The 22,105-nt window shown below is 72.7% G+C and carries 22 protein-coding genes; 16 read left to right on the forward strand and 6 right to left on the reverse strand.

What is annotated here, in order from left to right; translation table 11 throughout:
• Positions 1-24 precede the first annotated feature (24 nt).
• Positions 25-240: a dodecin gene (locus tag ABT095_RS10715; RefSeq protein WP_350528976.1), complete on the forward strand. Its 216-nt coding sequence runs from the start codon at positions 25-27 to the stop codon at positions 238-240.
• A 105-nt stretch (positions 241-345) separates the two neighbouring features.
• Here ABT095_RS10715 and ABT095_RS10720 read toward each other — a convergent pair whose 3' ends face one another.
• Positions 346-834: an inorganic diphosphatase gene (locus ABT095_RS10720; RefSeq protein WP_350528977.1), complete on the reverse strand. Its 489-nt coding sequence runs from the start codon at positions 832-834 to the stop codon at positions 346-348.
• A 76-nt stretch (positions 835-910) separates the two neighbouring features.
• On the opposite strand from ABT095_RS10720, the gene dacB reads away from it, so the two are divergent.
• From dacB to folE, 6 genes are all read left to right on the forward strand, one after another.
• A complete protein-coding gene (dacB, locus tag ABT095_RS10725) occupies positions 911-2,410 on the forward strand; it encodes a D-alanyl-D-alanine carboxypeptidase/D-alanyl-D-alanine endopeptidase (protein WP_350528978.1) in 1,500 nt (499 codons plus the stop codon).
• 223 nt (positions 2,411-2,633) lie between these two features.
• On the forward strand, positions 2,634-3,791 hold the full coding sequence (locus tag ABT095_RS10730) for an Rv3626c family coenzyme F420 biosynthesis-associated protein (protein WP_350528979.1): 1,158 nt from the start codon (positions 2,634-2,636) through the stop codon (positions 3,789-3,791).
• A 235-nt stretch (positions 3,792-4,026) separates the two neighbouring features.
• Entirely contained in the window at positions 4,027-5,166 is a 1,140-nt protein-coding gene (gene tilS / locus ABT095_RS10735) for a tRNA lysidine(34) synthetase TilS (protein ID WP_350528980.1), read from the forward strand.
• Positions 5,167-5,235: 69 nt separating this feature from the next.
• A complete protein-coding gene (gene hpt / locus ABT095_RS10740; RefSeq protein WP_350528981.1) occupies positions 5,236-5,790 on the forward strand; it encodes a hypoxanthine phosphoribosyltransferase in 555 nt (184 codons plus the stop codon).
• 228 nt (positions 5,791-6,018) lie between these two features.
• The gene (gene ftsH, locus ABT095_RS10745; RefSeq protein WP_350528982.1) at positions 6,019-8,058 is read left to right on the forward strand and encodes an ATP-dependent zinc metalloprotease FtsH; all 2,040 of its coding nucleotides are present in this window, start codon (positions 6,019-6,021) and stop codon (positions 8,056-8,058) included.
• 104 nt (positions 8,059-8,162) lie between these two features.
• Entirely contained in the window at positions 8,163-8,768 is a 606-nt protein-coding gene (folE, locus tag ABT095_RS10750) for a GTP cyclohydrolase I FolE (RefSeq protein ID WP_350528983.1), read from the forward strand.
• 30 nt (positions 8,769-8,798) lie between these two features.
• Here the strand turns inward: folE and ABT095_RS10755 are convergent, their stop codons facing one another.
• A complete protein-coding gene (locus ABT095_RS10755; RefSeq protein WP_350528984.1) occupies positions 8,799-9,980 on the reverse strand; it encodes an alpha/beta hydrolase in 1,182 nt (393 codons plus the stop codon).
• Between the two features lie 380 nt (positions 9,981-10,360).
• Between ABT095_RS10755 and ABT095_RS10760 the strand changes: the two genes are divergently transcribed.
• From ABT095_RS10760 to ABT095_RS10785, 6 genes are all read left to right on the forward strand, one after another.
• Complete coding sequence (locus tag ABT095_RS10760; protein WP_350528985.1) at positions 10,361-12,208, forward strand: phosphatidylglycerol lysyltransferase domain-containing protein; 1,848 nt, start codon at positions 10,361-10,363, stop codon at positions 12,206-12,208.
• Positions 12,209-12,263: 55 nt separating this feature from the next.
• Positions 12,264-13,121 (forward strand): dihydropteroate synthase, encoded by an 858-nt coding sequence (gene folP / locus ABT095_RS10765; RefSeq protein ID WP_350528986.1) that lies wholly within the window; start codon positions 12,264-12,266, stop codon positions 13,119-13,121.
• Positions 13,122-13,143: 22 nt separating this feature from the next.
• Positions 13,144-13,644 (forward strand): nuclear transport factor 2 family protein, encoded by a 501-nt coding sequence (locus tag ABT095_RS10770; RefSeq protein WP_350528987.1) that lies wholly within the window; start codon positions 13,144-13,146, stop codon positions 13,642-13,644.
• A 195-nt stretch (positions 13,645-13,839) separates the two neighbouring features.
• Positions 13,840-14,199 (forward strand): dihydroneopterin aldolase, encoded by a 360-nt coding sequence (gene folB / locus ABT095_RS10775; protein WP_350529125.1) that lies wholly within the window; start codon positions 13,840-13,842, stop codon positions 14,197-14,199.
• Positions 14,200-14,245: 46 nt separating this feature from the next.
• Entirely contained in the window at positions 14,246-14,845 is a 600-nt protein-coding gene (gene folK, locus ABT095_RS10780; RefSeq protein ID WP_350528988.1) for a 2-amino-4-hydroxy-6-hydroxymethyldihydropteridine diphosphokinase, read from the forward strand.
• A 116-nt stretch (positions 14,846-14,961) separates the two neighbouring features.
• Positions 14,962-15,453, forward strand: coding sequence for a DUF3180 domain-containing protein (locus tag ABT095_RS10785; RefSeq protein ID WP_350528989.1), 492 nt, complete (start codon positions 14,962-14,964; stop codon positions 15,451-15,453).
• Here the strand turns inward: ABT095_RS10785 and ABT095_RS10790 are convergent.
• A complete protein-coding gene (locus tag ABT095_RS10790; RefSeq protein WP_350528990.1) occupies positions 15,450-16,112 on the reverse strand; it encodes an alpha/beta hydrolase in 663 nt (220 codons plus the stop codon). The genes ABT095_RS10785 and ABT095_RS10790 overlap by 4 nt on opposite strands.
• Positions 16,113-16,338: 226 nt before the next feature.
• Here ABT095_RS10790 and ABT095_RS10795 point away from each other — a divergent pair, with 226 nt between their 5' ends.
• Entirely contained in the window at positions 16,339-17,406 is a 1,068-nt protein-coding gene (locus tag ABT095_RS10795) for a hypothetical protein (RefSeq protein ID WP_350528991.1), read from the forward strand.
• Positions 17,407-17,473: 67 nt separating this feature from the next.
• Here the strand turns inward: ABT095_RS10795 and ABT095_RS10800 are convergent, their stop codons facing one another.
• Both ABT095_RS10800 and ABT095_RS10805 read right to left on the reverse strand, forming a co-directional pair.
• Positions 17,474-18,049, reverse strand: coding sequence for a TerD family protein (locus ABT095_RS10800; protein WP_350528992.1), 576 nt, complete (start codon positions 18,047-18,049; stop codon positions 17,474-17,476).
• Positions 18,050-18,153: 104 nt separating this feature from the next.
• Positions 18,154-18,642 carry a hypothetical protein gene (locus ABT095_RS10805; protein ID WP_350528993.1) on the reverse strand — a complete coding sequence of 163 codons (489 nt, stop codon included), beginning with the start codon at positions 18,640-18,642 and terminating at the stop codon, positions 18,154-18,156.
• Between the two features lie 51 nt (positions 18,643-18,693).
• Here ABT095_RS10805 and arfB point away from each other — a divergent pair, with 51 nt between their 5' ends.
• Entirely contained in the window at positions 18,694-19,122 is a 429-nt protein-coding gene (arfB, locus tag ABT095_RS10810) for an alternative ribosome rescue aminoacyl-tRNA hydrolase ArfB (RefSeq protein ID WP_350528994.1), read from the forward strand.
• A gap of 63 nt (positions 19,123-19,185) precedes the next feature.
• Here arfB and ABT095_RS10815 read toward each other — a convergent pair whose 3' ends face one another.
• Positions 19,186-19,722, reverse strand: coding sequence for a flavin reductase family protein (locus tag ABT095_RS10815; protein ID WP_350528995.1), 537 nt, complete (start codon positions 19,720-19,722; stop codon positions 19,186-19,188).
• A 417-nt stretch (positions 19,723-20,139) separates the two neighbouring features.
• Between ABT095_RS10815 and ABT095_RS10820 the strand changes: the two genes are divergently transcribed.
• Entirely contained in the window at positions 20,140-22,050 is a 1,911-nt protein-coding gene (locus ABT095_RS10820; RefSeq protein ID WP_350528996.1) for a GGDEF domain-containing protein, read from the forward strand.
• The last annotated feature ends 55 nt before the right edge of the window (positions 22,051-22,105 follow it).

Here is a 22,105-nt window from a genome sequence, read left to right on the forward strand (position 1 = left end):
CGCGCCACCACCAGGGAGCAAGCCATGACCGACCACGTCTACCGCGTCACCGAGATCGTCGGCTCCTCGCCCGAGAGCATCGACGCCGCCATCCGCAACGGCGTGGACCGCGCGGCCCGCACCCTGCGCAACCTCGACTGGTTCGAAGTCACCCAGATCCGCGGCCACCTCGCCGACGGCCGCGTCGCCCACTACCAGGTCGGCCTCAAGCTCGGCTTCCGCCTCGACGACGAGGACTGAGCACCCGGGTGATCCACCGGGTCGGTTCCGGGCAGCACGAAGGCCGGGGCGAGCGGTGCTCACCCCGGCCTTGTCAGTCCCGGAGGGACCTGGGGAGGGACCGGCTCAGTGGCCGGACTCCTCCAGACGCTTGATCGAGGCGGTGATCTCCGCCTCGGCCTCGGCGCGGCCGACCCAGTCGGCGCCCTGGACGGACTTGCCGGGCTCCAGGTCCTTGTAGACCTCGAAGAAGTGCTGGATCTCGAGGCGGTCGAACTCCGACACGTCCTGCAGGTCCTGCAGGTGGCTCCAGCGCGGGTCGGTGGCCGGGACGCAGAGCAGCTTGTCGTCGCCGCCCGCCTCGTCGGTCATGTGGAACATGCCGATCGCGCGGCACTTGATCAGGCAGCCGGGGAAGGTCGGCTCCTCGAGGATGACCAGCGCGTCCAGCGGGTCGCCGTCGTCCGCGAGGGTGCCCTCGACGTAGCCGTAGTCGGCGGGGTAGCGGGTCGACGTGAAGAGCATCCGGTCGAGGCGGAGGCGACCGGTCTCATGGTCGACCTCGTACTTGTTCCGCGAGCCCTTCGGGATCTCGATCAGGACGTCGAACTCCAACGGTTCCTCCAAAGTAGGGACTGACAGAATCCAAGTGTCTCCTACGGCAAGGTGTGCTCAGGAAAGGGGCCGGTCGGTGCGGCTAGGTACAGGGGCGGGACGCGGACGCAGGGCGGCGCTCGCGGGGGTGCTCGGGGCGGCCCTGACGGCGGGTGCCCTGACTGCTGGTTGGGGAGCGGTGCAGGCGGAGGCCGCGCCCACGCCCCCGCCGGGCCACAGCTCGGGCAAGCCCGGCACCAAGGCGGCGCAGCCCGCCCAGAGCCCGAGCCACCAGGCGCCGCCCGCCGCCGCGCGGCCGGCCGTCGCCACCAAGGGCCCGGTGCTCGCACCGGTGGTCGAGGGCGAGGACGGCCTGCCGACCACGGCCGGCCTGCAGCGCGAGCTGGCCCCGCTGCTGCAGGACAAGGCGCTCGGCACGCTGACCTTCGCCGTCGCCGACGGCGCCACCGGAAAGCTGCTGTACGGCCAGGGCGAATCCACCCCGGCCACCCCGGCCTCCACCACCAAGCTGCTCACCAGCCTGGCCGCCCTCTCGCTGATCCCGGCCGAGACCCGGATCGCCACCACGGTGGTCGCGGGCGCGGCCCCCGGCGAGATCGTGCTGGTCGGCGGGGGAGATCCGACGGTCACGGCGCTGCCGCGCGACCAGGTCCGGATCGGCGGCATGCCGGTGGACGACGACTCGGCCCCCGCCTCGATGGCGGACCTCGCCAAGCAGACGGCCGCCGCGCTCAAGGCGGCGGGCACCACCTCGGTGAAGATCTCCTTCGACACCTCGCTGTACTCCGGCCCGATCCTGCACAAGGAGAACGACTCGATGAACATCGCGGCCGTGGTGCCGCTGATGGTCGACGAGGGCCGGATCAACGCGCTCTCCACCGACGAGGCCCCCGCCCGGGTCTTCGACCCGGCCGGCCAGGCCGCCGACAGCTTCGCGGCGATGCTGGGTGCCCAGGGCATCACCGTCCAGGGCAAGCCCAAGGCCGGCCAGGCGGCGGCCGGGGCCAAGCAGCTGGGCAAGGTCCTCTCGCCCACCCTGCCGCGGCTGGTCGAGCGCCTGCTCACCACCTCCGACAACACCCTGGCCGAGGCGGTGGCCCGGCAGGCCGCCCTGGCCGCTCACCAGCCGGCCAGCTTCGACGGCGGTGTCGCGGCGGTGACGGGCGCGCTCACCAAGCTCGGGCTGCCGATGGCGGGGGTCGTGCTGCACGACGGCAGCGGCCTGCACACCCAGAACCTGATCCCGCCGCTGGTCCTCGCCAAGGTCATCGGCCTCGCGTCGGCGCCCGAGCACCCGGAGCTGCGGCCCGTCCTCACCGGCATGCCGATCGCCGGCTTCACCGGCACCCTGGTCAACCGCTTCGGCGCCACCTCCGGGGCCCAGAGCGCGGCCGGCATCGTCCGCGCCAAGACCGGCAGCCTCAGCGGCATCAACACCCTGGCCGGCACCGTCGTGGACGCGGACGGCCGCGTGCTGGTCTTCGCCATGATGACCAAGACCACCGCCGCCGCGGACACGGCCCGCTCGGCCGTGGACCGGATCGTCGCCAAGATCGCCGCCTGCGGCTGCAAATAACCGGGGGCCAGTTGCACCATCAGGGGCGCGGGGAACTGCGCGCAGCGGCAGGCCTCAGGCCGGCGCCTTCCGACCTCGCGCAGTTCCTCGCGCCCCTGGACAGTGCAACTGAGCCTCTGCGGTGGGCCGCAGACGGTGCATGGTCGGCCGCGCCGTTCCCCGCGCCCCTGACGTTTGCAACTGCCTCTCCCCGCACAACTGCGGGTCCGCGTACGGTGAGGGCATGACGAGCGCGAGTGGCGGTGCGGACATGGTCGACTGGGATCTCGCGGTCTCGACGGCGACCAGGTTGGCCAGGTCGGGGCCGGAGATCACCCGGGGTGAGGCGCGGGAGGTGGTCGCCGAGCTGCGGCGGCACGCGCTCGAGGCCGAGGGACACGTCCGCGAGTTCACCGGCATGCGCTCCGGCAGCCTGCGGCAGGCCGCCGCGACCCCGGTGCTGGTGGTCGACCGGCCGGGGTGGGTGCGGGCCAACGTGGCCGGGTTCCGGACGCTGGTGCAGCCGCTGGTGGCGAAGCTGGCCGCCCGGCGGCCGGACACGCCGGGGGCGGCGGTGTTCGGGAGCCTGGGCGAGAAGGCGACCGGCGTCGAGCTCGGCGCCGTGCTGGCGTTCCTGTCCACCAAGGTGCTCGGCCAGTACGAGACCTTCGCCCCGGCCCAGCTGCCGGAGCCCACCACCCCGGACAGCCCCGCCGCCCTGTTCGAGCGGCAGGAGCCGCCGCAGCCCGGCCGCCTGCTCCTGGTGGCCCCCAACATCGTCCAGGCCGAGCGCGAGCTCGACGTGGCGCCGCACGACTTCCGGCTCTGGGTCTGCCTGCACGAGGAGACCCACCGCACCCAGTTCACCGCCGTGCCCTGGCTGCGCGACCACATCCAGTCCGAGGTGCAGTCCTTCCTCACCGAGACCGACCTGGACGCCGCCGCCTTCCTCGAGCGGGCCCGCGACGCCTTCGGCAGCGGCCTGCCGGGCCTGGGCCGGGGGGACGGTTCGGGCCCGGGCACGCTGCTCGAGGTGGTGCAGTCGCCCGTGCAGCGGGAGATCCTCGGGCGGATCACGGCCGTGATGTCGCTGCTCGAGGGCCATGCGGACGTGGTGATGGACGGGGTCGGCCCGGCCGTGGTGCCCTCGGTCGCGGAGATCCGGGAGAAGTTCCAGCGCCGCCGGGACAAGGGCGCGACCAGGCTGGACCAGCTGCTGCGCCGGCTGCTCGGGATGGACGCCAAGCTGCGCCAGTACCAGGACGGCGCGGTCTTCGTCCGGGGCGTGGTGGACCGGGTCGGGATGGCCGACTTCAACCGGGTCTGGACTTCGCCGAACACCCTGCCGACCAAGGAGGAGATCCACGACCCGGCCGCCTGGGTGGCGCGCGTCATCGGGTGAGCGCGGGCCGGGCACACCCCCGCACGGGTGGCGCAGCCGTACATCCGGGGGTCGCAGATACGTTTCTCCATTCACCCGTACGTGGGACCGTGGTCGTACCGGTGGCGCGGGTGGCGTAGCCCGGGCCCGGATTCTGCGACCATCTGTGAGCGTCCGGTGACAGTGTGCTGACTCAGCGTCATCGACTGTTGCCGTCCGCCCGTCCCACCCCCTCACTCCGCCGAGGAGCTTCCCCGTGGGCCCACACCCCGCTGTCGCGGCGATACGTCTCGCCGTCCGCCGCACGCTCACCGACCTCGCGGTCGAGGCCGGTGCCACCTTCGGCGCCCCCGTCCGCGCCCCGCGTACCCCCCAGCCCGTGACCTCGCAGCCGGTGCCCGTCCTGCAGGGCCAGGGGGCGGGCACGTTGATCGGGAACGCCCGCCGTCACCCCTCCGGGCTGCCCCGCACCCCCGCCGCGCCCGGCTCCCCGCTGGTGCTGGTCGCCGTGAGCGGCGGCGCCGACTCGATGGCGCTGGCCACCGCGACCGCGTTCGAGGCCCCCAAGCTCGGGCTGCGGGTCGGGGCCGTCACCGTCGACCACGGTCTGCAGGAAGGTTCGACCGAACGCGCGCTGCAGGTGGCCGACCGGCTGCGCGAGCTCGGGCTCGACCCGGTGGAGGCCATCCCGGTGCTGGTCGGCCGCCAGGGCGGCCCGGAGAACGCCGCCCGGGACGCCCGCTACGCCGCCCTCGACGAGGCCGCGGACCGGCATCGCGCCGTCGCGGTGCTGCTCGGCCACACCCGCGACGACCAGGCGGAGACGGTGCTGATGGGCCTGGCCCGCGGCTCCGGCGCCCGCTCGCTGGCCGGGATGCCGGCCCAGAAGGGCCGCTACCGCCGCCCGCTGCTCGAACTCGACCGCTCCGCCACCCGGCAGGCCTGCTCGGCGCAGTCCATCCCGGTCTGGGACGACCCGCACAACACCGATCCGGCCTACACCCGCTCCCGGGTCCGCCACGAGGTGCTGCCGGTGCTCGAGAAGCACCTGGGCACCGGCGTGGTGGAGGCGCTGGCCCGCACCGCCCGGCTGTTCCGGGACGACGCGGACGCGCTCGACCAGTGGGCCGCCCTGGCCGAGCGGGACCTGCGCACGGCCGAGGGCGCGCTGGACGTGGCCCGGCTGGCCGAACTGCCCTCCGCCGTACGGCGGAGGGTGCTGCGGCGGGCCGCGCTGCGGGCCGGCTGCCCGGCTGGCGACCTGTTCGCCCGCCACCTGGAGACGGTGGACCTGCTGGTCACCGGCTGGCGCGGCCAGGGGCCGCTGCACCTACCCGGGGGGGTGGAGGCGACCCGAAGGTGTGGCACGCTGGTCTTTCGGCGACAGAGCGACTAGCGGGTGACCCCCGCCGGACGCGGGGCCGCCGCCGACACAGGACCCCGAACGTTTGAGGACGTATCCCCGGTGGACGAAAAGGACATGGGCGCCGACCTGGCGAAGGTGCTCATCAGCAAGGCCGAGATCGACGCCAAGCTCGCGGAGCTGGCCGAGCGGATCGACCAGGACTACGCCGGGCGCGATCTGCTGATCGTCGGCGTGCTCAAGGGCGCCGTGATGGTCATGGCGGACCTCGCCCGAGCGCTGCACTCCCAGGTGACGATGGACTGGATGGCGGTCTCCTCGTACGGGATGGGCACCAAGTCCTCCGGTGTGGTGCGGATCCTCAAGGACCTGGACACCGACATCGCCGGCCGGGACGTCCTGATCGTCGAGGACATCATCGACTCCGGTCTCACCCTCTCCTGGCTGCTGGGCAACCTGGGCTCGCGCGGCCCGGCCTCGCTCGAGGTCTGCACCCTGCTGCGCAAGCCGGACGCCGCGAAGGTGGAGATCGACGTCAAGTACGTCGGTTTCGACATCCCGAACGAGTTCGTGGTGGGCTACGGCCTGGACTACGCCGAGAAGCTGCGCAACCTGCCCTTCATCGGGACGCTGGCGCCGCACGTCTACGGCGGCTGACACTTTCGCCTATTCGGTCGACGGGCGGGAACAGCAGGCTCTTCCCGCCCGTTGAGCCGGGGTAGGAAAATACGTCGTGCCGTCGTGCTCCCGCCACCCGCGGGGGCTCCTGCGGTACGGTCCCATTAACCGCTCTTCTCATGAGCACATACCCGGATGCGCCGACGGCCCCACAGTCGCAGGCGCCGTTGAGTGGCAGGAGGGACGGGGCGGCAACGCCCCGCATGGATGGACGTCAAGCGATACTTCCGTGCGCCGATCATGTGGATCGTGCTGGCCGTCCTAGCCGTCGTGGTGCTGATGCAGGTCGTTTCGGACTCGAACGGCTACAAGACAGTGGACACGGGGCAGATCGTCGCGGCGATCGAGGCGAAGCAGGTCAAGTCGGCGCAGATCACCACCGGTGACTCACAGACCATCAAGATCCAGCTGAAGGACGGCGAGAAGCTGCCCACCGCCGGCACGGGCAAGGCCCAGTCCGGCAGCAAGTTCCAGGCCTCCTACATCGGTGCGCAGGGCAAGGACCTCGCGTCGACTCTGCAGTCGCAGATCAACGACAAGGACTCCAGCACCCTGCCCGAGGGCTACACCGTCAGCCCCGAGAAGCAGTCGACCTTCGTCAGCCTGCTGCTCTCGATGCTGCCGATCGTCATCATCGTCCTGGTCTTCCTCTTCCTGATGAACCAGATGCAGGGCGGCGGCTCCCGGGTCATGCAGTTCGGCAAGTCCAAGGCCAAGCTGCTGACCAAGGACACCCCGAAGACGACCTTCGCGGACGTCGCGGGTGCCGACGAGGCGGTCGAGGAGCTCCACGAGATCAAGGAGTTCCTGCAGGAGCCGGCCAAGTTCCAGGCCGTCGGCGCCAAGATCCCCAAGGGTGTGCTGCTCTACGGCCCGCCCGGTACCGGCAAGACCCTGCTGGCGCGTGCCGTCGCGGGCGAGGCCGGGGTGCCGTTCTACTCGATCTCCGGCTCGGACTTCGTGGAGATGTTCGTGGGTGTCGGCGCCAGCCGCGTCCGCGACCTCTTCGAGCAGGCCAAGGCGAACGCCCCGGCGATCGTCTTCGTCGACGAGATCGACGCGGTCGGCCGCCACCGCGGCGCCGGCCTCGGCGGTGGCCACGACGAGCGCGAGCAGACCCTCAACCAGCTGCTGGTCGAGATGGACGGCTTCGACGTCAAGGGCGGCGTGATCCTGATCGCCGCGACCAACCGGCCGGACATCCTCGACCCGGCGCTGCTGCGCCCGGGCCGGTTCGACCGGCAGATCGCGGTGGACCGCCCCGACCTGATGGGCCGCCTGGACATCCTCAAGGTGCACCAGAAGGGCAAGCCGGTCGCGCCGGACGTCGACCTCAAGGCCGTCGCCAAGCGCACCCCCGGCTTCACCGGCGCCGACCTGGCCAACGTGCTCAACGAGGCCGCGCTGCTGACGGCCCGTTCGGACAAGAAGCTGATCGACAACGGCACCCTGGACGAGGCGATCGACCGCGTGGTCGCGGGCCCGCAGAAGCGGACCCGGATCATGTCGGACAAGGAGAAGAAGATCACCGCGTACCACGAGGGCGGCCACGCCCTGGTCGCGGCGGCCTCCCCGAACGCCGACCCGGTGCACAAGATCACCATCCTGTCCCGGGGCCGAGCCCTCGGCTACACCATGGTGCTGCCGGACGAGGACAAGTACTCGACCACCCGGAACGAGATGCTCGACCAGCTGGCCTACATGCTGGGCGGGCGCGCGGCGGAGGAGCTGGTCTTCCACGACCCGACCACCGGCGCCTCGAACGACATCGAGAAGGCCACCGCCACGGCCCGGGCGATGGTCACCCAGTACGGCATGAGCGAGCGCCTCGGCGCGATCAAGTTCGGTTCGGACGCCTCCGAGCCGTTCCTGGGTCGCGAGATGGCCCACCAGCGCGACTACTCCGAGGAGGTCGCCGGGCTGGTGGACGAGGAGGTCAAGAAGCTCATCGAGAACGCGCACAACGAGGCCTGGGAGATCCTGGTCGAGAACCGCGACGTGCTCGACAACCTGGTGCTGGAGCTCCTCGAGAAGGAGACCCTCAACAAGGAGCAGGTCGCCGAGATCTTCTCCACCATCGTCCGGCGCCCGGCCCGCCCGGCCTGGACGGGTTCGGCCCGCCGCACCCCGTCCACCCGCCCGCCGGTGCAGTCCCCGAAGGAGCTGGCGCTGACCAACGGCGCCGCCGAGGCCCCCTCGGTCGACATCGTGAAGCTGCCGCCCACCACGGGTGACGGCGAGAGCTGACGGGCTCGTACCGTCGGAATGGAAGCCGCGCCACCGGGGTTTGTACCCTGGAGGCGCGGCTTCCGTGCTGCTCCGACCCCTTCTGATGACCAAGCGAGGCAGTGATGATCGACCCGGTGACGCTCGACGGCGAGGCCACCGTCGGCAAGTTCGATCAGAAGCGGGCGGAGAACGCCGTCCGCGAGCTGCTGATTGCCGTGGGCGAGGACCCGGACCGCGAGGGCCTGCTCGAGACCCCGGCCCGGGTGGCGCGGGCTTACCAGGAGATATTCGCCGGGCTCTGGCAGCAGCCGGAGGACGTGCTGAGCACCACCTTCGACCTCGGCCACGACGAGATGGTCCTGGTCAAGGACATCGAGGTGTACTCCACCTGCGAGCACCACCTGGTGCCGTTCCGCGGCGTCGCCCACGTCGGGTACATCCCGTCCACCAGCGGCAAGATCACCGGCCTGTCCAAGCTGGCCCGGCTGGTGGACGTCTACGCCCGCCGCCCCCAGGTGCAGGAGCGGCTGACCACCCAGGTCGCCGACGCGCTGATGCGGATCCTGGAGCCGCGCGGCGTGATCGTGGTGATCGAGTGCGAGCACATGTGCATGTCGATGCGCGGCATCCGCAAGCCGGGCGCCAAGACCCTCACCTCGGCCGTCCGCGGCCAGCTGCGGGACTCGGCCACCCGGGCCGAGGCGATGAGCCTCATCATCGGGCGCTGAACCCGGACCCTCTGCGAGCCCCGTCGGTGACTACTGGCGGGGCTCGCGGTCCTGCGGGGGCTTGAGGTGGTCGCTCATCCACTCCAGGGCGGCCGGCAGCTCCCGGCGCCAGGTCTCGAAGCTGTGGCCGCCGTCGTCCAGGAAGAGCGAGTCGACCCGGAACTCCGGGTGCGCCTCGGCGACCGGCTGGGCCACCGACAGGAACTGCTGGGTGGCCGGGAAGTCCTCCTCCGTCCGGGTGCTGATCACCAGCAGCGAGACCTTCGGCGCGGGCAGGTTCTGCAGCCGCCAGACGTCGTCGCTGTGCTGGGCCGCGAGCTTGTCCCCGCCGAACAGGTCACCGTCCGTCCAGCGGTCGTTCGGCACCTGGTAGTCGGCGTGCATCGCGGTGGCGTTCGGGTAGCTGCCGGGGTTGCGCAGGGCCAGCCGCAGGGCGCAGCTGCCGCCGGTGGAGTAGCCGAGCACGCCCCAGGAGGCGGGGGAGCGGCTGACCCGGTAGCTGGCGCGCAGCGCGGCCGGGAGGTCCTTGGCGAACCAGGTCTCGGTCTTCGGGCCGTTCGCCACGTCCACGCACTCGGTGTTGCGCGGCGGGGCGACGCTCGGGCGGGCCATCACGATCACGGTGGGCGCCATCCGGCCGGTCCGCTCCAGCTCCCAGGCCGTCTGCGGCACCCGCAGCCCCTCCACCAGGTGGAGCGAGGGCCCCGGGTACCCGGCCAGGGCGAGCAGCACCGGGAAGCGCTCCCGGGCGTAGCGGGGCACGAAGTACTCCGGCGGCAGGTAGACGAAGACCTGGTCCGAGAGGCCGGACTCGGTGCCCGTGATCTTGACCGAATCGACCCGTCCGACCTCCTCGGGCTTCCCCTGGGGGAGGTCCTTGACCGTCTCCAGGCCACCCTCGGTGCTCGGCTGGACCAGCGCCCCGGCCTTCGGGGCGGCGGCCTTGGGGTGCTCGGCGGCGGCCAGGGCGAGGGGGGTGCCGCCGGGGTGCAGCAGGTCGTTCCAGGAGGTGTAGAAGCCGTAGCTGTTGTTGACCGACAGGGCCAGCACGCTGACCACGGCGACCTGTGCGACCGTCAGCAGCCCGATCCGGGCGAGCACCACCACCGGGTGCTGCCGGGCCAGCCGGGGCCAGAGCCAGAGGATGGCGAGCAGACTGACCGAGGCCAGCGCGACCAGTGAGTACACCAGCGCCCTGCTGGTCAGTTCCATGCCTTCGCCTTCCCTGTGGCGGCTGTGCGAGCCAGGGTTCATCGTGCGGGGGCCGCGCCCGGGCGGCCAGCGGGGTGGGCCGGGTGGTGGAAAATCGGTTGCACCGGGCAGGCGGGCCCGCTGCGGCCGACGCAACCGAGGCTCTAGAATGCGGCGTCCACCGTGTGTAACGCGTGCGCCGCCGTCCCGTAGCGCCCGCGGTGAGGCCCACCCTGTCCCCCAGGCCCTGTCACTCCGGGAATGCCACTCCGCGGAATTACCGTCCGCGGAAGCTTTCTTGACGAGTTGATTGCCAGACGAAGGAATTGCCATGAAGGTCCCTCTCATCTCCTCCTACGGAGTGACAGGTGAGTCCGGCACAGCCCCTACGCTGAACAACCATGAGCGTTCCCGTGTCCGTTGAGCCGTCTCCCGAGCAGCACCGCCGCAGAGGTCTGCAGACGCTCCGTAACCAAGCCGCCGCCGTGCCCCGGGCCTGGCTCCCGGGCGCCGTGGGGTACGCCTGCCTGCTGATCGGGCTGGTCAACATCGCCAGCGCGATCTTCCCCAAGCTGCGCAAGACCAAGGTGCACACCTGGGCGGGCCAGCTGCCCGGCGGCACCACCACGCTCGCGGCCGCGGGCACCCTGATGGTCGGCATCCTGCTCGTGGTGCTGGCGCACGCGCTGCGCCGCCGCAAGCAGCGGGCCTGGCGGGCCGTCTGCGTGCTGCTGCCGGTCGGCGCCGCGCTGCACATCCTGCGCTGGCACCAGATCGGCCCGGCCGTGGTCTCGCTCGTGCTGCTCGCCGTGATGCTGGTGCACCGCCGCGAGTTCTACGCCAAGGCCGACCCGCGCACCCGCTGGCGCGCGGTGTTCAACCTGGTCGTCATGGGCATCGTCAGCGTGCTGCTCGGCCTGCTGATCGTCAGCGTCCACCCCAGCTCCGAGATCGGTCACCCGAGCTTCACCGACCGGATCCAGCAGGTGGCGTACGGCCTGTTCGCGTTCGAAGGGCCGATGCGGTTCCACAGTGACCGGGTCGCCGACCTGGTCTACTACTCGCTCGCCGCGCTCGGCCTGGTCACCGCGCTCACCACCGCCTACCTGCTGCTGCGCCCGGAGAAGCCCGAGCCGGTGCTCACCGCCGAGGACGAGGTCAAGGTCCGCGGCCTGCTCGAGCGGCACGGCGTGCGGGACTCGCTCGGCTACTTCGCGCTGCGCCGCGACAAGAGCGTGCTCTTCTCGCCGACCGGCAAGGCCGCGATCTCCTACCGGGTGATCTCCGGCGTGATGCTCGCCTCCGGCGACCCGGTGGGCGACGTCGAGGCCTGGCCCGGCGCGATCAAGGTCTTCATGGCCGAGGCCCGGGCGCACGCCTGGGTGCCGGCCGTGGTCGGCTGCAGCGAGGTCGGCGGCGAGGTCTGGACCCGCGAGGCGGGCCTGGACGCGCTGGAGCTCGGTGACGAGGCGATCGTGGACACCGCGACCTTCTCGCTCTCCGGCCGCGCGATGCGCAACGTGCGCCAGATGGTCAAGCGGATCGAGCGCAACGGGTACTCCTGCCAGGTGCGCCGGGTCGGCGAGCTGACCCTGGAGGAGAAGCGCCGGATCGCCGACGCCGCCGCCCGCTGGCGCGGCACCGACACCGAGCGCGGCTTCTCGATGGCCCTGGGCCGCTTCGGCGACCCGGGGGACGACGGCTGCGTGGTCGTCACCGCCCACAAGGCGCCGGAGGAGGGCGAGCCCGGCTATGCGACCGGGGACGACCTGCGCGCGGTGCTGCACTTCGTGCCCTGGGGGCCGGACGGCATCTCGCTGGAGCTCATGCGGCGCGACCGGGCGTCCGACCCGGGCCTGAACGAGCTCCTGATCGTCGCGGCGCTGCAGGAGGTGCCGGCGCTCGGCGTGAAGCGGGTCTCGCTGAACTTCGCGATGTTCCGCTCGGCGCTGGCGCGTGGGGAGCGGATCGGGGCGGGGCCGGTGCTGCGCGCCTGGCGCGGGCTGCTGGTCTTCCTGTCGCGGTGGTTCCAGATCGAGTCGCTGTACAAGTTCAACGCGAAGTTCCAGCCGGAGTGGGAGCCGCGGTTCCTGGTCTACCCGAACACCCGGGACCTGCCGCGGATCGGCTTCGCCGTGATGCAGGCGGAGGCCTTCATCACGCTGGGCATGCCGAAGTTCGGCCGCAAGAAGCAGCGGCAGGGGCTGATGCCGGAGCCGGCGGCCGTGCCGGTCACCGAGGCGGCCTGAGCCCGGGGGGTGTGGGGAGCGGAGCTCCCCGCACCCCCTCTTCGATAATGGGCCCATGAACAACCTCCCCGGCCTCCCCGCGCTCGATCGCTGCGCGGTGATGGGCATCGTCAACGTCACCCCCGACTCGTTCTCCGACGGCGGGCTCTGGCTCGACCCGGCGGCAGCCGTGCGGCACGGTCTCGACCTCACCGCGAAGGGGGCGGACCTGGTGGACGTGGGCGGGGAGTCGACCCGCCCGGGCGCGCAGCGGGTGACCGAGGCGGAGGAGCTGCGCCGGGTGATCCCGGTGGTGCGGGAGCTGGCCGCCGCCGGGGTGGTGGTGAGCGTGGACACCATGCGGGCCGCGGTGGCCGAGCAGGCCGTGGCGGCCGGCGCCAGGCTGGTCAACGACGTCTCCGGCGGGCTGGCCGACCCGGGGATGGCCGAGGTGGTCGCCGCGACCGGCGCGCCCTTCGTGGTGATGCACTGGCGGGGGCAGTCCGCCGACATGGACCGGCTCGCGGTGTACGAGGACGTGGTGACCGACGTGGCCGCCGAGCTGAGCGCCCGGGTGGCGCAGCTGCTGGCCGCCGGGGTCAAGGAGGAGCAGCTGGTCCTCGACCCGGGCCTGGGCTTCGCGAAGACGCTGGAGCACAACTGGGAGCTGCTCGGCGGGCTGCACGCGCTGACCTCGCTCGGCCGCCCCGTCCTGGTGGCCGCATCGCGCAAGCGGTTCCTGGGTACGCTGCTCGCCGACCCGGAAACCGGGGAGCTCAGGCCCGCACGGCAGCGGGACGACGCCACGGCGGCCGTCTCGGCGCTCGCGGCCCAGGCGGGTGCCTGGGCGGTGCGGGTGCACGACGTGGCCGGCACGGCCGACGCCGTACGGGTGGTGGCCGCCTGGCAGCGGGCGGCCGGCGGGAGGGCCTGACCAACGGCTTGGGAGGAGAAGCATGGCGGGTGGTGACGGCAGGGTGAGCGGCAGCGACCGGGCCGCGGAGCTGGAGCTGGACCGGGAGGCCGTGCTCGCGGCGAACCAGGCCCTCTACGAGGCGTTGGAGAACGGGGACCTGGAGGCCGTCGAGTCGATCTGGCTGGGCGCGGCGGAGGCCGACGACAAGGGCGGGGTGGTCTGCGTCCACCCGGGCTGGCCGGTGCTGCGCGGGCGGGCACAGGTGACCCGTTCGTACATGCTGATCATGATGAACACGGAGTACATCCAGTTCTTCCTGACCGATGTCGAGGTCGAGGTGCAGGGCGATGTGGCACTCGTCACCTGCACGGAGAACATCCTCTCCGGCGGCGAGGCCGAGGAGGAGGGCGAGCTGGGCCCGCTGGTGGGCGGCAAGGTGGTCTCGACCAACCTCTTCCGCCGTACGCCTGACGGGTGGAAGCTGTGGTCCCACCACGGTTCACCCGTCCTGACCAGCGGGGACGACGAGGACGAGGACTGAGCCCGGCGTTCCGGGCCGGTGGTGGCCGGATCTTTCGTGGACGTACACCAAAGGTTCACGTCAAGTGCCGAAACGGCGCGCGTGACGCGGCCGAACGCCGGGTAGGACGGTCGGGGTCCGTCGGTCCCCGCAGGTAGATTCGAGTACGGCGGGCGCCGGTGCCCGTCGTAGTCGAATCTGGGGAGTGTCGAGTTGCTGGACCGCGTCACCCTGCGGGGCCTGCGTGCCCGGGGTCACCACGGCGTCTTCGAGCGCGAGCGGATCGAGGGGCAGACCTTCGTGGTCGATCTCGTCCTCTACCTGGACACCCGCCCCGCCGCCTCAGGCGACGACCTGACCCGGACGGCGCACTACGGCGTGGTCGCGGAGGAGGTCACCTCGATCATCTCCGGCGAGCCGGTCGACCTGATCGAGACCCTCGCCCAGCGGATCGCCGACCAGTGCCTGAAGCACGAGGCGGTCGAGGAGGTCGAGGTCACCGTGCACAAGCCGGACGCGCCGATCACCGTGCCCTTCGACGACGTCACGATCACCATCCACCGGGGCCGCGCGTGACGAACGCGCGCCCTGCCACCACCGCTCCAGCTGCAGAGGGATACCGATGAGCACCAGCGACCCGACCGCCTCGCCGACCACGTTCGACCTGGAGCGCCGCGTCGACAGTGCCGACTTCACCCTGCACAACCCCCGGCACGCGGTGATCGCCCTCGGCAGCAACCTCGGCAACCGCCTGGAGACCCTCCAGGGCGCCGTGGACGAGCTCGGCAACACCCCGGGCATCCGGATCACCGCCGTCTCCGCCGTCTTCGAGACGGCGGCCGTCGGCGGCCCCGCCGAGCAGCCGAACTACTACAACGCCGTGGTCGTGGTGCGCACCACGCTGCCGCCGGCCTCGGTGCTCGAGCGGGCCAACGCGATCGAGGACGCCTTCGGCCGGGTCCGCGAGGTCCGCTGGGGCGCCCGCACGCTGGACGTGGACATCCTCAGCTACGAGGGCGTCGCCTCCAGCGACCCGGTGCTGCTGCTGCCGCACCCGCGCGCCCACGAGCGGGCCTTCGTGCTCGCCCCCTGGCTGGACGCCGACCCGGACGGGGAGGTGCCGGGCCTGGGCCGGGTGGCCGACCTGCTCAAGGGTCTGGGCGCCGAGGCCCAGGAGAGCGTGTGGCGGCGTGAGGACATCCAGCTGCGACTGCCGGAGTAAGGAACGGGAACCTGAGGCGGGGCTCGGCCGTACGAGTAGGTGGTCGGCGGGACGTGGCCGGTACCGTGGCCAGTTCAGACTCCGCCGTCTCGCCCGCCGGGAAGGACCTCGCGCCCGTGAAGCCGCTCCGCCTCCGCCTGCTCCTGGGTATCGCCGCCGTGGCGGCGGTGCTCTCCTGGGCCGGTGCCAAGCTGTGGGACTCCCTGGGCCAGCTGCCCGGGGTGCCCGCGGCCGCCCCCATCGTGCTCGCGGTGGTCGCGGTGGTGCTGCTGGCCACGGCGATCTCGCTGCGGGCCCGGCTCAAGGCGGCCCGGGAGCGCCGCCCCGGCGCCAAGGCGGTCGATCCGCTGGGGGCGGCCCGCGCCGTGGTGCTGGCCCAGGCCAGCGCCCTGGTCTCGGCCGTGGCCACCGGCATCTACGCCGGTGCCGGCGTCCACCTGCTCGGCCTGCTCGACATCGCGGCCCGCAAGTCCCAGGCCATCACCTCCGGTTTCGCCGTCCTGGCCGGCTCCGCCGCGGTGGCCGCCGCCCTCTGGCTGCAGCACGTCTGCAAGCTCCCCGAGGACCACGACCACCCGGGCCCGGGCGCCGCCCCGACCGTCCGCTAGGACGGGCCCTGGGCCTTCGCGTACTTCGCCAGCAGCGCGGCCGTGCGCAGGCCCGGCGGGTGGTCCGGGGCGGGCAGACAGCGCTGGTGGGCGGGGGAGTAGCGGGTGAGCACCACGCCCGCGTGGTCGGTCTCCGGTTCGTCCAGGGTGACCGGCCAGTGGTGGGCGGCCAAGGCGGTGCGCAGCTCGCGGGACTGCTCGACGGGCACCACCTCGTCGGCGGTGCCGTGGATCAGGTGCAGCGGGAGCTTCGGCGCGGCCGGGCCGTGCCGGGCGTCGTCGAGCGGGGTGCCGCCGGTGGTCCGGGCCGAGGTGGTGTAGCCCCCGGCGATCGCCACCACCGCGCGCGGGCGCCAGGCGCCCGGGCCGAGCGCGAGGGCGACGGCGTTCTTGGCGCCGAGCGACCAGCCGGCCAGGGTCAGCCGGAGCGGGTCACCGCCGTGGGCGGCCGCCTGCTCGCGGGCGAAGCTGACGGATTCGGTGAGATGTGTCAGGCCCGCGTCGGGCGCGTCGGCGCGCCAGTCCGGGACCAGCACGAGCAGGCCCAGGGCGGCCGTGGCCTGCGCCAAGGGGGCGAGCACGTCCCGTTCGTCCGGCCCGCGGCCGTGCCAGAGCAGGACGGTGGCCAGGCCGGTGCCCGGCTCGTCGGGGCGGTGCACGTCCAGGAGCTTCCCGCTCGGGCCGTAGGTGACGGTGTGGATGGTGGGCTCCTCGGGGTGGTTTTCGTGACCTCGGGTAGGGGCGTGGACACGCGATGTGTTTTCGACGGTCTGTCAAGAGCGGAAAGCGGGCCCAGGCTGACAGGGTGCCAATTCGCACGCTAGTTTCTTTGGCATGTCTCGCGGACGCCACCGTCATTCCTCAGCCCTCGGCCGATTCGGTCCGATGATCACCTCGGGGGTGCTCGTCATCGCCGCCCTGGCCGCGTTGGTCGCCAGCCCCGACCCCGCCCTGGCACGCTCGGTGGGGGTGGCGGCGGTGCTGGTCTGCGTCGGCCTCGGCGTGCTGCTGCGCCAGCGCGACCGCGCCGAGCGGGCCGCGGCCGAGCTGGCCGCCACCCGTCGGCTGCGGGACGAGGAGCGCTTCGAGGAGCAGCTGGCCGAGGCCGAGTACGCGGCCGAGGTCGCCGAGGAGCGGGCCGCCCGCTTCGGCCGCCGCCTGACCGCGGAGAAGTCCCGCCTGGCGAAGGCCGAGACCGAGATCGCCCGCCTGCTCAAGGAACGGGCCGTGATGGTCGCCGCGCAGGCCCTGAAGGACGCCGAGGCGGCCCGGAAGGCCCTCGCCGCCGCCAGGCCCAAGCACCCCGTCACGGCCGCCGCGTACGTCCGCGCCGGCTCCGTGCTGCGGCGGCTGGAGCGCGAGGCCGAGCGGGCCGAGCAGCTGCGCGAGAGCGCGGCGAACGCCGGCCACGCCGAGCTGGAGCTGCGCCCGGCGGCCAAGCTGGTGCCGGTGTCGGCCGCCGCGGAGCAGGCCGGGGCCCCGACGGGCGCGGCCGCGCTCGCGCCGGTGCCGGCCACCGGCGTGCCCGCGGCCGGGGTGGCCGTGGAGCCCGTCACGCACGAGCCGGCCACCGAGCCGGTGGAGCGTCAGGCGCCGCTGCTGCGCCCGGTGCTGACGGCGGCGGTGGAGCCGCTGCGGGCCGTTCCGGCGGCGACGGCGGTGGTCCCGGCGGAGCGGCAGCGCCCGCGCCCGCAGGCCGTCCCGGCCGGGCGGACGTTCAGCTTCTTCGGGCAGCGCCCCGGTGCGCAGGCGCGCCCGGCCGTGCCCGCCCCGGCCGGTGACCTGGCGGACGTGCTGGGCGACGAGGTGCTGGCCGAGACGGCCCGCCTCGCCGAGCCGGCCGAGCCGGTGGCCGTGGCCCCGTCGGCCGAGGTGACCCAGGTGGTGGACCTCTCGGCGGAGGACGACACCGTCGGCCTGGAGGTCTCCGAGCTGCGGGCCAACCACCGCTGACGCACGGCGGTACCGAACGGCGAAGGGCGCCGCACCCACCGGGGTGCGGCGCCCTTCGGCCGTCAGGTCAGAGATTGACGCCGAAGTCCTGCGCGATGCCGGACAGGCCGGAGGCGTAGCCCTGGCCGATGGCGCGGAACTTCCACTCGGCGCCGTTGCGGTAGAGCTCGCCGAAGATCATGGCGGTCTCGGTGGCGGCGTCCTCGGAGAGGTCGTAGCGGGCGATCTCGGCGCCACCGGCGGCGTTCAGCACCCGGATGTACGCGTTGCGGACCTGGCCGAAGTTCTGGCCGCGCGAGACGGCGTCGTAGATCGACACCGGGAAGACGACCTTGACCGCCTCGGCCGGCAGACCGGCCAGGTTGACGTTGACCGCCTCGTCGTCGCCCGCGCCCTCGCCGGTGCGGTTGTCACCGGTGTGCACGACGGTGCCGTCCGGGCTGCTCATGTTGTTGAAGAACACGAAGTGCCCGTCCGAGAGGACCTTGCCCTCGCCGTTCAGCACGATGGCGCTGGCGTCCAGGTCGAACTCGGCGCCGGTGGTGGTGCGGACGTCCCACCCGAGGCCGACGGTGACGGCGGACAGGCCCGGGGCCTCCTTGGTCAGCGAGACGTTGCCGCCCTTGGAGAGGCTCACTGGCATGGTTCGTGTCCCTTCGTCTGTGATGTCGCTTCTTGTGCCCGGAGAAACGCTGGGCGCCGCCGGGTTGGTTCCACGCTCTGCCCCGGATCAGGGAAGACTCAGGGTCAGATCCTGGGGAACCTGCCCTGAACTGTCCAGATGTTGGGGTTGTCGGCGAGTCCGTCGTGCAGGTCGAACAGGTCGGCGAGCACGTCCTGCAGGAAGTCCCGGGCCTCGCGCCGCAGGTCCTCGTGCCGCACCACGGCGGGCGGCTCGTCCGGCAGCCAGGTCGCGCTGATCTCCACCAGCCCGAAGCGGCGGGCGAACCGCAGCAGGTGGGTGTTCTGGGTGAAGTCCAGGTCGAAGGTCTGCACCGTCGCCGACCGGCTGCCCCGCGGATCCCGGTCCAGCTCCTCGACGGTGTCGCACAGCGCCCAGGCGAAGTCGAGCACCGGCACCCATCCCCAGGCTGTGGACAGGTCCGCGCCGTCCGCCTCCAGCCAGATGTCACCGCAGAACAGGTCGTACCGCAGACTGCGCACCGACGCCGACCGGTAGTCCGTCTGCGGCGGGTCCGGAAAGCGGTTGGAGAGGGAGTAGCCGAGCTCGATCACACGCACATTTAACCCGGTGACTGCGCGGGGCGGGCGCGGGATGATGGCGGCATGACTGAGCCCATTCGCGTACGGGGGTCGGTGGCCGTCCCGGACGCCGAGCTCGTCTGGCGCTTCTCGCGGTCCTCCGGGCCCGGCGGACAGCACGTGAACACGTCCGACACCCAGGTCGAGCTGCGGTACGACCTGGCCGCTTCGGCCGCGCTGCCGCCGGTCTGGAAGGAGCGGGCCCTGGAGCGGCTGGCCGGCCGGCTGGTGGACGGGCGCTGTCTCGTCGTCAGGGCCTCCGAGCACCGGTCGCAGTGGCGCAACCGGGAGGTGGCCGCCGCTCGGCTGGCCTCGATCCTGGGAGAGGCCACCGCGCCGCCGCCGAAGGCCCGCCGGGCCACCAAGCCGACCCGGGGGATGGTCGAGCGGCGGTTGGAGAACAAGAAGCACCGCGCGGCACTCAAGCAGGGGCGTGGCCGCGTGCAGTGGTGAGCCGGGCCGGCGAGGCCGGCCGCCGGGGGCGCGGGGAGCCGTTCTCCGCAGGCCCCGGTGGCTTCAGCCCAGGTGCCGGTAGCCGCCGCGGAAGTACATGAGCGGCTGGCCCGCCGGGGCCGGGATCCGGGCCTGGAGGACGCGGCCGATGACCAGGGTGTGGTCGCCGGCGGGGATCCGCTGCTCGGTGCGGCACTCGACGGTGGCCAGGGCGCCGTCGATGAGCGGGGCGCCGCTGTGCGTGCCGCGGGTGTGGGGGGTGTCCGCGAAGAGGAGCCGGTCGCTCAGGCGGCCCTTCATGGCGAAGCGGGAGGCCAGGGCGCGGTGCTCCTCGCCGAGGAGCGAGACGGCCCAGTGGTCGGTGCGGGAGAGGATCTCGTCCATCCGGGAGTCCTCGCGGACGGAGACCAGCACCAGCGGCGGCTCCAGCGACACCGACAGGAACGAGGTGGCCGTCATCCCCGCGTCGCCGCCGTCCGGCCCCTCCTCGGGGTCGTGGACGGTCACCAGCGCCACTCCGGCGGCGAGCTGGGAGAGCGCGGCCCGGAACTCGTCGGGCGTGGCGACAGGGGCTTCTGCGTGCTTCGGGGACGTGTACACCTGACGCACGCTAGTCGCCGCCTCGCGGTTGTGGCATCGGACCGTGGTCGTAGGACCGACGGCCGAGTCGCGCGGGTCGGTCCGGCGGTTGATCCGCTGGGCCGAACGTGTGCGACGTCACCCCCAGGGGTGAGGTAGTGAGGTCCGCCGGGCGGCACCGGCCTTCAGTCCCACTGCATGGTCGCCGACCACCCATTGACCGTGAATATCCGGATACATCAGCATCCGTCCGGTATCTGACAGCTGAACTGACGCGGATGAGTAGTCGATGAGCATGTGCACGGTGTGATTTGAGTCACAACTGGTGGCCGATTGTTGACCGAGCGTGCCTATCGCTGTGCTCCCTGTGATTCAGTTCTTCTGGCAATCGGACGATAACCAATCAAGAACTATCCGAAGCAGCCGGGGAGCCCCCGCATGGAAGCCGAGTCGGAGCCTTATGTCCGCCTCGCGACCCTCCGCACCTTGCACCGGGTCGTGGCGGACCTCAACGCTGCCCGCAGCCTGGCGGGCACGTTGCAGGCCGTGGTCGAGGGCGCGGTGCACGGGCTCGGGTTCGACGCGGCCGCCGTCAGCCTGGTGCGGGCCGACGGCGACCTGGTGGTGGCGGCGGTCTGGGAGCTGGAGGAGAGCGCCTTCGGCGGCCCCTCCGTGCTGCTCGGGCAGGTCGGGTCGAGGGAGTCCTGGGACCGGCTGCTCGGCGTCAGCGACCACTGGGGCACGCTGCGCTTCCTGCCGCACGACCGGGGCTGGGCGGTCGGCAACGACATGCCGACCTGGATCGGGGACGGCCCGGCGCCGGTGTACGCCAACGACTGGCACCCGGCCGACAGCCTGCTGGCCCCGATGTACAGCGCCGGGGGCGACCTGCTCGGCGTGCTGAGCGTGGACCGCCCGCGCAGCGGCAAGCGCCCCGGGGCGTGGACCCGCGAGGCGCTGGAGATGTTCTCGCTGCAGGCCTCGATCGCGATCGGCAACGCCCGGCTGCGGGCCGAGATGCAGCGCGCGCTGGCCCGGCTGGAGAAGGAGCAGCAGGCGCTGCGGGCCAGCGAGGAGAGCTTCCGGCAGGCCTTCGAGTACGCCCCCAGCGGGATGGCCATCACCGAGCTGCACGGCGCCGGGCGCGGCCAGCTGACCAGGGTCAACGACGCCCTCTGCCGGCTGCTCGGCCGCCCGCGGGCCACCCTGCGCCAGCAGTGCTTCGCCGACCTGGTGCACCCCGAGGACCTCGAGCTGCTGCTGCGCACCAGCGCCGAGGGGGGCCGGGCCGAGCTGCGGCTCTCCCGCCGGGACGGCGGCTACCAGTGGGTCTGCCTGCGCAACTCGGTGGTGGCCGACGCCGCCGAGGGCCCGAGCTTCCTGCTGACCCACGTCGAGGACATCGAGGAGCGCAAGCGGCACGAGCTCCAGCTGGCCCACCGGGCCAGCCACGACGCGCTCACCGGCCTGCCCAACAGCGCCGAGCTCAAGGCCCGGCTGGGCCGCCGCCTGTGCGCCCACCCGCAGCTGGCCGCCGGGGCGGCGCACCCGCCGCCGTACGGAGAGGCGCTCCCGTACGGCGAGAGCTCGCCCTTCGGCGGGCCGCTGCCGCTGGACGAGCCCACGTACGTCCCGCAGGGGGCGTCCAACGGCGCAGGCGTCCCGCAGGGGGCGTCCTACGGCGCAGGCGCCCCGCAAGGGGTCTCCTACAGCGCGCACAGCGCCTTCGAGGCAACCGGGGTGCCCACCGGCGTCGCGCACGGCTACGGCGCCGCCGAGGGCTCCGAGCCGGGCTGGGGCCGACCGGAGCACGGCGAGGACGGCCCCGGCCGGGTGGCCGTGCTGCCGGACCACGTGCACGCCGTGGTGCCCGGCGAGGGCGGCGGCGAGGGCTGGGGCGGCCCGTTCCGCTCCGGGGTGTCCGAGAAGGGCCTCGCGGTGCTCTTCTGCGACCTGGACGGCTTCAAGTCGATCAACGACCGGTTCGGCCACAAGGCCGGCGACTCGGTGCTGATCGAGGTGGCCCGGCGGCTGCAGCAGGTCGTCCGGGAGGGCGACACGGTGGCCCGCCTGGGCGGGGACGAGTTCGTGGTGCTCGCCGACGGCATCGGCCGGGAGGAGGCCAAGGACCTCGCCGGGCGGCTGCGGAACGCGATCATCCCGCCGATGCGGATCGACAACCGCACCACCCGGGTCGGCGTCTCGCTGGGCATCGGCTGGGCCGGCTGCGGCATGTCCATCGAGGAGGTGCTGCACGCGGCCGACGAGCGGATGTACGACGAGAAGCGGGCCCGCGGCGGCGCCGCCAGGGGCGCGCGCGGCGAGCGGTCGCACCGCCGGGCGGGCTAGCGGCCCCTCGGGCCGGGGCCGCGCTTTCCCTGCCGTCAGGTGCGGAAGGTAGGGT

It is taken from the genome of Kitasatospora sp. NPDC002227, from assembly GCF_040296285.1.
In the GTDB taxonomy this organism is placed as follows: domain Bacteria; phylum Actinomycetota; class Actinomycetes; order Streptomycetales; family Streptomycetaceae; genus Kitasatospora.

Coding starts and splice junctions, on each gene's coding strand:
- folK (WP_350528988.1), top strand. CDS start 14,246: ATGAGCACCAGCGACCCGACCGCCTCGCCGACCACGTTCGACCTGGAG.
- ABT095_RS10795 (WP_350528991.1), top strand. CDS start 16,339: ATGATCACCTCGGGGGTGCTCGTCATCGCCGCCCTGGCCGCGTTGGTC.
- ABT095_RS10820 (WP_350528996.1), top strand. CDS start 20,140: ATGGAAGCCGAGTCGGAGCCTTATGTCCGCCTCGCGACCCTCCGCACC.
- ABT095_RS10770 (WP_350528987.1), top strand. CDS start 13,144: ATGGCGGGTGGTGACGGCAGGGTGAGCGGCAGCGACCGGGCCGCGGAG.
- ABT095_RS10755 (WP_350528984.1), bottom strand. CDS start 9,980: ATGGAACTGACCAGCAGGGCGCTGGTGTACTCACTGGTCGCGCTGGCC.
- ABT095_RS10800 (WP_350528992.1), bottom strand. CDS start 18,049: ATGCCAGTGAGCCTCTCCAAGGGCGGCAACGTCTCGCTGACCAAGGAG.
- arfB (WP_350528994.1), top strand. CDS start 18,694: ATGACTGAGCCCATTCGCGTACGGGGGTCGGTGGCCGTCCCGGACGCC.
- ABT095_RS10730 (WP_350528979.1), top strand. CDS start 2,634: ATGACGAGCGCGAGTGGCGGTGCGGACATGGTCGACTGGGATCTCGCG.
- folE (WP_350528983.1), top strand. CDS start 8,163: ATGATCGACCCGGTGACGCTCGACGGCGAGGCCACCGTCGGCAAGTTC.
- ABT095_RS10715 (WP_350528976.1), top strand. CDS start 25: ATGACCGACCACGTCTACCGCGTCACCGAGATCGTCGGCTCCTCGCCC.
- ABT095_RS10760 (WP_350528985.1), top strand. CDS start 10,361: ATGAGCGTTCCCGTGTCCGTTGAGCCGTCTCCCGAGCAGCACCGCCGC.
- folP (WP_350528986.1), top strand. CDS start 12,264: ATGAACAACCTCCCCGGCCTCCCCGCGCTCGATCGCTGCGCGGTGATG.
- ftsH (WP_350528982.1), top strand. CDS start 6,019: ATGGACGTCAAGCGATACTTCCGTGCGCCGATCATGTGGATCGTGCTG.